A 6,631-nucleotide genomic window follows, 5' to 3' on the forward strand; every position below is an offset into this window, starting at 1 on the left:
CGGTTCATCGTTTCATGGAAACGATGAACCGCTCTATCTCATTGTTTTTTCGCATTTATGCGACGTCAGGTGATTCCACCTGACTGCAAAATGCTTTAGCCCAGCGCCCGCACCGCGGCCTGCTCGTCGCGCTGGCGCTGGATCTCCTGCCGCTTGGTGATGATCGAGGCGATGATCACGCCGATGGCGACGATGCCGATCAGGATCGTGCAGACGGCGTTGATCTCAGGCGTCACGCCGAGCCGCACCTGGCTGTAGATCTTCATCGGCAGGGTCGTGGCGCCGGGTCCCGAGGTGAAGCTGGCGATGACGAGATCGTCGAGCGACAGCGTGAAGGCCAGCATCCAGCCGGAGATCACCGCAGGCAGGATCACCGGAAGCGTCACCTGGAAGAAGGCGCCCAGCGGCGTTGCCCCGAGGTCGAGCGCCGCTTCCTCCAGAGACTGGTCGAAGGTGACGAGGCGCGACTGCACCACCACCGCCACGAAGCACATGGAGAAGGTGATGTGGGCAAGCGTGACGGTCAGGAAACCGCGGTCGAAATTCATCGCCACGAACAGGAGCAGCAGCGACAGGCCCGTGATCACCTCGGGCATCACCAGCGGCGCGAACACCATGCCGGAGAAGAGCAGCCGGCCGCGGAAGCGCGTGTATCGGGTGAGCGCGATTGCCGCCATGGTGCCGAGAACCGTCGCGACGGTCGCCGACAGGAACGCGACACGCGCCGTCACCCAGGCCGCATCCATCAGCCCGCGATTGGAGAACAGCGTCACGTACCATTTGGTGGAAAAGCCGGCCCACACCGTCACGAGGCGCGACTCGTTGAAGGAATAGATTACCAGCAGCAGGATCGGCAGGTACAGGAAGGCGAAGCCCAGCACCAGCGACACGATGTTGAAACGGCCCCAGCTTCCCGCCATCGCTATCGCCCCGCTTCGCGTGCCCGCGCCTGCGAGCGCTGGAAGAACATGATCGGCACGATCAGGATGAGCAGCAGGATCACCGCGACCGCCGAGGAGACCGGCCAGTCGCGGTTGTTGAAGAACTCGCTCCACAGCGTCTTGCCGATCATCAGCGTCTGCGAGCCGCCGAGCAGATCCGGAATGACGAACTCGCCGACGGCCGGGATGAACACCAGCATGCAGCCGGCGACGATGCCGGGCGTCGACAGCGGGAAGGTGATCTTCCAGAAGGCGGCGAGCGGCGGGCAGCCGAGGTCGCGCGCCGCCTCGATCAGCGAATTGTCCATCTTCTCCAGCGTCGCGTAGAGCGGCAGCACCATGAAGGGCAGGTAGGAATAGACGATGCCGATATAGATCGCCGTGGTGGTGTTGAGGATCACGAGGGGCTGGTCGATCAGCCCGAGGAAGATCAGGAACTGGTTCAGCAACCCCTCCGGCTTCAGGATGCCGATCCAGGCGTAGACGCGGATCAGGAAGCTCGTCCAGAAAGGCAGGATCACCAGCATCAGAAGCATCGGCCGGATCGATGCCGGCGCCCGCGCCATGCCGTAGGCGATGGGATAACCGACGGCGAGCGTGATCGCCGTCGACACCGCGGCGATGCTGATGCTCGACAGGTAGGCGTTGCGATAGAGCGGATCCTCGGCGAGCCATAGATAGTTGCCGAAGGACAGTTCGCCGACCTTGCCAAGCAGCGCGGCGATGCCGTCGACGAGGTCGAACACCGGCTCATAGGGCGGCATGGCGATGGCCGGCTCAGACAGCGATATCTTGAAGACGATCAGGAACGGCGCCAGGAAGAACACTAGGAGCCACAGATAGGGGACGGCGATGACCAGACGGGCGGCGAGCGAGGAGAGGAAACGGCCCATCCCGCCTCCTACCGCGTCAGCACGACGCCGGCATCGGCGGCGAAGGAGATCCATGCCCGCTCATGCCAGGTCATCGCATTCTCGACGGCGCGCTGCCGGTTGATGCTGCTCGCCTTGATGATGCGCCCGTCGTCGAGCTTCACATGGTGGATCGTCATGTCGCCCAGATAGGCGATGTCCCAGACCTCGCCCTCAATGGCGTTGACGGCCCCCTCCGGGCGCCGGCGCGAAATGTCGATCTTTTCGGGCCGCACCGCGAACCAGACGGTCGCGCCCGTCTCGGCACCGGCGCCATTCGCCACGGAAAGCTCGAAACCGCCTGCGTCGGCGAGGCGCGCCACCTCTCGGCCGGCCGCCGTCACCTTGCCCTCGAACATGTTGATCGAGCCGACGAAATCGGCAACGAAGCGCGAGTTGGGCGCCTCGTAGATCTCCGCCGGGGTCGCCACCTGGATGACCTTGCCCTTGTCCATCACGGCGATGCGATCGGCCATGGTCATCGCCTCCTCCTGGTCGTGGGTGACGACCATGAAGGTGAGGCCCAGTTCGTATTGCAGATCGACCAGTTCGAACTGCGTTTCCTCGCGCAGCTTCTTGTCGAGCGCGCCAAGCGGCTCGTCGAGCAGGAGGAGCTTGGGCCGCTTGGCGAGCGAGCGGGCGAGCGCCACGCGCTGGCGCTGCCCGCCGGAAAGCTGGTGCGGCTTGCGCTTGGCGAAGGGCTCGAGCTTGACCAGCTTCAGCATTGCGGCCACACGGTCGGCGATCTCGCCGGCCGGCATGCGGTCCTGCTTGAGGCCGAAGGCGATGTTCTTCTCCACCGTCATGTGAGGGAACAGCGCGTAGGACTGGAACATCATGTTCACCGGCCGCTTGTGCGGCGGTGTGCCGGCGAGATCCTGGCCGTCGAGGAAGATGCGGCCGGCGGTCGGCTGCTCGAAACCCGCCAGCATGCGCAAAAGCGTCGTCTTGCCGCAACCGGACGCGCCGAGGAGCGCGAAGAACTCGCGCTCATAGATGTCGAGCGACAGATCGTCGACCGCCGTGAAATCGCCGAACCGCTTGGTCACCTTCTCAAAGGCGATGTAAGGCTTTGCCTGAGGATCGGCCCAGGGAGCGAAGCTGCGACGCGTCGAGCCAAGCGATTTCATGAGCGGCTCCCGCCCGAAACCGCTACTGGCCGGTCACCACCTTGGTCCACATTCGCGTCACGGTACGCTGGGTGCGCATGTCGTAAGGCAGTGGCGCCGCGAGCTTGGCCATGGTCTCCTCGTCCGGATAGACGGCCGGATCCTCGATGATCTCCTGGTCCATCTCGGCCTGCGCCGCCTTGTTGCCGTTGGCATAGACGACGTAGTTCGAGGCTCGGGCGATGACCTCGGGACGCATGATGTAGTTGAGGAACTCATGCGCCTCCTCGACATGCTGCGCGTCGGCCGGGATCGCCATCTGGTCAAACCACAAAAGCGCCCCCTCCTTGGGGATCGCATAGCCGACCTCGACCCCCTGATCGGCTTCCGCGGCGCGGTCGCGCGCCTGGAAGATGTCGCCCGAATAGCCGAGCGCCAGGCAGATGTCGCCATTGGCGAGACCGTTGATGTATTCGGAGGAATGGAATTTGCGGACAAAGGGCCGGACGGCGCTCAGCAGTTCCTCGGCCTTGGCCAGATCGTCGGCCGACGGCGTGTTGGGGTCGAGGCCCTGATAGATCAGCGCCGCGCGGATCACCTCGCTCGCCGAATCGAGCATATGAATGCCGCAATCCTTGAATTTCGCCGCCACCTCCGGCTTGAACAGCACGTCCCAGGTGTCGACCGTCGAGGTGCCGAGGATCTCCTCCACCTTGCCGACATTGTAGCCGACGCCGGTGGTGCCCCACATGTAGTTGATCGAATATTCGTTGCCCGGATCGTAGACCGCCACCCGCTCGCTGATCATGTCCCACATGTTGGAGAGATTGGGCAGTTTCGACTTGTCGAGTTTCTGGAACACGCCGGCGCTGATCTGGCGGCCGAGAAACTCGCCCGAAGGCACGACCACGTCGTATCCGGAGCCGCCAGCTAATAATTTGGTCTCAAGAATCTCGTTGGAATCATAGACGTCGTAGACGACCTTGATGCCCGTTTCCTTGGTGAAGTCCTCGAGGATCGATTCGTCGATGTAATCGGACCAGTTGTAGACGTTGACGACGCGCTCCTGTGCCTGCGCGCCGGCGGCAAAGGCGGCCGCAGCCAGGGAAACGCAGGAAAGCAGAATGGTCTTGCGCAGCATGGAATCTCTCCCCTAGGGCATTTTGCAGTCAGATGAAAACATCCGACGCCCGCACGAATGCGGAAAACAAGAACTGACCAATGACACCGTTCACCGGCCTCTCATGCGACGCCGGAACCCGCAAACTTGGTTCAACCCTATTGTCGTTTCCGCAGTGCGACAAGCGTCAATTTTCGCCCCGGACCACGCAGACGCGGTGCGTTCCAGAGGCGCCATTTCGCGTCGGAAAGCGGCGTTCTCTGCGGCCTTCCGCTTTCGTTGGATTGTGCCATTCGGCGGCTGGCAAAACGGGAGAAGTGCTCTTACGGTTCTTTCCCAAACCGGCGGCCGCACGTTCGAGACGGGCTTTTGTCATCGCTGCGGATGCGAAGCCCGGGCGGGCCGGATCGTCCGATGATTGTCCGATGGCGGCAGGCGCGGCTTCGTTCCGCTCCGGCGGCCGGCAGATGCGGGAGGGGACCGTGAAGGCAGCCTGGTACAAGCGCAACGGTGCGGCGCGCGACGTTCTCGAGATCGGCGAGTTGCCGACGCCTTTGCCCGAGGCGGGCGAAGTCCGCGTCCGGCTGCATGCCTCCGGCGTCAACCCGTCCGACGTCAAGGCGAGGCGCAACCGGCCGCTCGGGGCCGAGCACATCGTCCCGCACAGCGACGGCGCCGGCATCATCGACGCGGTGGGCAACGGCGTAGACCACGCCCGCATCGGCCAGCGCGTCTGGGTGTGGAACGGCCAGTGGCGCCGGCCCATGGGCACGGCCGCCGAGTGGATCACCCTGCCGGAGATGCAGGCCGTTGCCCTGCCCGAGACGATCGACTTTGCTGCGGGCGCCTGCCTGGGAATCCCGGCGATGACGGCGATTCATGCCGTCAATCTTTTCGGCGACCTGCGCGGCAGGACGCTGCTCGTCACCGGCGCCGGCTCGGCCGTCGGCCATTATGCGACGCAGATCGCCAAGATGCGCGGCGCCCGCGTCATCAGCACGGCATCGGCCGCCCGCGCCGCCCATGCACGTGCGGCGGGCGCCGATTTCGTGATCGACTACAAGGCCAAGGACGTCGCCGCCACCGTCAAGGGGCTGACCGGCGGCAAGGGCGCCGACGGCATGATCGACATGGACCTGCATTCGAGCACCGCCATCATCTCCAACGGCGCGCTGGCCCCGCACGGCAAGATCGTCTGCTACGGCTCCAGCCTGGCCGGCGATGTCACCGTTTCCTTCCCCACCCTGTTGTGGAGCAGCCTGACACTGCAGGTCTTCGTCGTCTACGACCTCTTGCCGGCCGAGCGCGAGGCAGCCCTTTCGGGACTGGCGCAGATGCTGGAGAAGAACGGCCTGAAGCACCACATCGGCGCCCGTTTCAGCCTCGACGAGATCGCCAGGGCGCATGAGGCGGTGGAAAAGGGCGACGTGGTGGGGAATGTGGTGGTGGAGATCGGGTGAGCGAACCTTGGCGTGTGCAGGCGCGCGCAGGCGCGCGCAGGCGCCACACGCCGGACGGGTGGACAGGGTTGGCAGGAGCCTGCCTCCGAAAGGTTGACATCCATGGGCACCGCGCGTCGATATCTACATGGATGAGAAAGGGCGATCGACGGCCGCTTTCGAGAGGATGTGACATAGAACGAAGCGGCCCATGCCCACGATGCACCCAGTCCTCATGTTCCAGAGCCGCATGCAGAAGAAGCGATAAACCTCCATGCCTCGCTGTTCGACGACGGCGAGGCCTCGGCGTCACGCGTTGCCGCAATCTCCCGTGACGCGCGTCAAAGCACCGATCAAAAAGGAGACGACCATGAAGATCGTAACCAGCCTGAGCTTCCGGGGCCAGTGCCGCGAGGCGTTCGAGTTCTACGCCAAGGTTCTCGGCGGCGAGATCACCGCCGCCATACCCTATGGCGATGCGCCCCCCGGCATGCCGATCACCGACGAGAAGTACAAGACCTGGCTTATGCACTGCTGGCTCGACGTCGGAGACCAGGCGATCATGGGTGCCGACATGGACGTCGGCTGGGCACCCAATGTCGACAAGCCCAAAAACGGCTTCGACGTCACCCTGCACACGGACGACATGGCCGAAGCCCGGCGCTGGTTCGACCAGCTTGCGGAAGGCGGCAGGGCCGTCATGCCGTTCGAGGAGACCTTCTGGTCGCCCGGCTTCGGCTCCCTGGTCGACCGGTTCGGCGTCCCGTGGATGATCAACACCATCCCCTCGGCTGACTGGAAGCCGGCGCAGGGCTGATCCCGCGCCCATTGCGACCCCTCCGCTGTGGCGGGGATGCCACGGGTGGGCTGCTTTTTGCCCCCTTCTCCGGCATCCCCCTAAGCTAGGGCCACCTCGCCTTGTGCCTCACCGTCACCGGGCCTGCCCGGGCGGGCGAAGCCGTCCTCCTCTCATTGAAAATCGAACGCGCTCAGTCCCGTCACCATCTCGTCCAGGCCGAGCGGCCGCGTCACCGGCGGTTCGGCGCGGGCGAGGCAGCCGGCACGCTCGCACAGCCGGCAGGCGGGGCCGACGGGCGTCAGCGCATGGGTC

At 64.6% G+C, this 6,631-nt stretch carries 7 protein-coding genes; 2 read left to right on the plus strand and 5 right to left on the minus strand.

Annotated elements, in window-relative coordinates; translation table 11 throughout:
- Nucleotides 1-95 precede the first annotated feature (95 nt).
- From NUU27_RS24420 to NUU27_RS24435, 4 genes are read right to left on the minus strand one after another with little or no spacing between them, the layout of a single operon-like run.
- Entirely contained in the window at nucleotides 96-920 is an 825-nt protein-coding gene (locus tag NUU27_RS24420; protein ID WP_257764902.1) for an ABC transporter permease subunit, read from the minus strand.
- Nucleotides 921-922: 2 nt separating this feature from the next.
- Nucleotides 923-1,834 carry an ABC transporter permease subunit gene (locus NUU27_RS24425; protein WP_257764903.1) on the minus strand — a complete coding sequence of 304 codons (912 nt, stop codon included), beginning with the start codon at nucleotides 1,832-1,834 and terminating at the stop codon, nucleotides 923-925.
- Between the two features lie 8 nt (nucleotides 1,835-1,842).
- Nucleotides 1,843-2,982, minus strand: a complete 1,140-nt coding sequence (locus tag NUU27_RS24430) for an ABC transporter ATP-binding protein (RefSeq protein ID WP_257764904.1) — start codon at nucleotides 2,980-2,982, stop codon at nucleotides 1,843-1,845.
- 22 nt (nucleotides 2,983-3,004) lie between these two features.
- Nucleotides 3,005-4,102: a polyamine ABC transporter substrate-binding protein gene (locus NUU27_RS24435; RefSeq protein WP_257764905.1), complete on the minus strand. Its 1,098-nt coding sequence runs from the start codon at nucleotides 4,100-4,102 to the stop codon at nucleotides 3,005-3,007.
- 461 nt (nucleotides 4,103-4,563) lie between these two features.
- Between NUU27_RS24435 and NUU27_RS24440 the strand changes: the two genes are divergently transcribed.
- Nucleotides 4,564-5,541 (plus strand): NADPH:quinone reductase, encoded by a 978-nt coding sequence (locus tag NUU27_RS24440; protein ID WP_257764907.1) that lies wholly within the window; start codon nucleotides 4,564-4,566, stop codon nucleotides 5,539-5,541.
- 349 nt (nucleotides 5,542-5,890) lie between these two features.
- Nucleotides 5,891-6,337: a VOC family protein gene (locus tag NUU27_RS24445; protein WP_257764906.1), complete on the plus strand. Its 447-nt coding sequence runs from the start codon at nucleotides 5,891-5,893 to the stop codon at nucleotides 6,335-6,337.
- 152 nt (nucleotides 6,338-6,489) lie between these two features.
- Here NUU27_RS24445 and NUU27_RS24450 read toward each other — a convergent pair.
- Nucleotides 6,490-6,631: short-chain fatty acyl-CoA regulator family protein (locus NUU27_RS24450; protein ID WP_257764908.1), on the minus strand; the 142-nt coding region annotated here is incomplete at its 5' end.

The organism is Nitratireductor sp. ZSWI3 (assembly GCF_024655565.1).
GTDB lineage: Bacteria > Pseudomonadota > Alphaproteobacteria > Rhizobiales > Rhizobiaceae > Nitratireductor.

Coding starts and splice junctions, on each gene's coding strand:
- NUU27_RS24435 (WP_257764905.1), bottom strand. CDS start 4,102: ATGCTGCGCAAGACCATTCTGCTTTCCTGCGTTTCCCTGGCTGCGGCC.
- NUU27_RS24445 (WP_257764906.1), top strand. CDS start 5,891: ATGAAGATCGTAACCAGCCTGAGCTTCCGGGGCCAGTGCCGCGAGGCG.
- NUU27_RS24430 (WP_257764904.1), bottom strand. CDS start 2,982: ATGAAATCGCTTGGCTCGACGCGTCGCAGCTTCGCTCCCTGGGCCGAT.
- NUU27_RS24420 (WP_257764902.1), bottom strand. CDS start 920: ATGGCGGGAAGCTGGGGCCGTTTCAACATCGTGTCGCTGGTGCTGGGC.
- NUU27_RS24425 (WP_257764903.1), bottom strand. CDS start 1,834: ATGGGCCGTTTCCTCTCCTCGCTCGCCGCCCGTCTGGTCATCGCCGTC.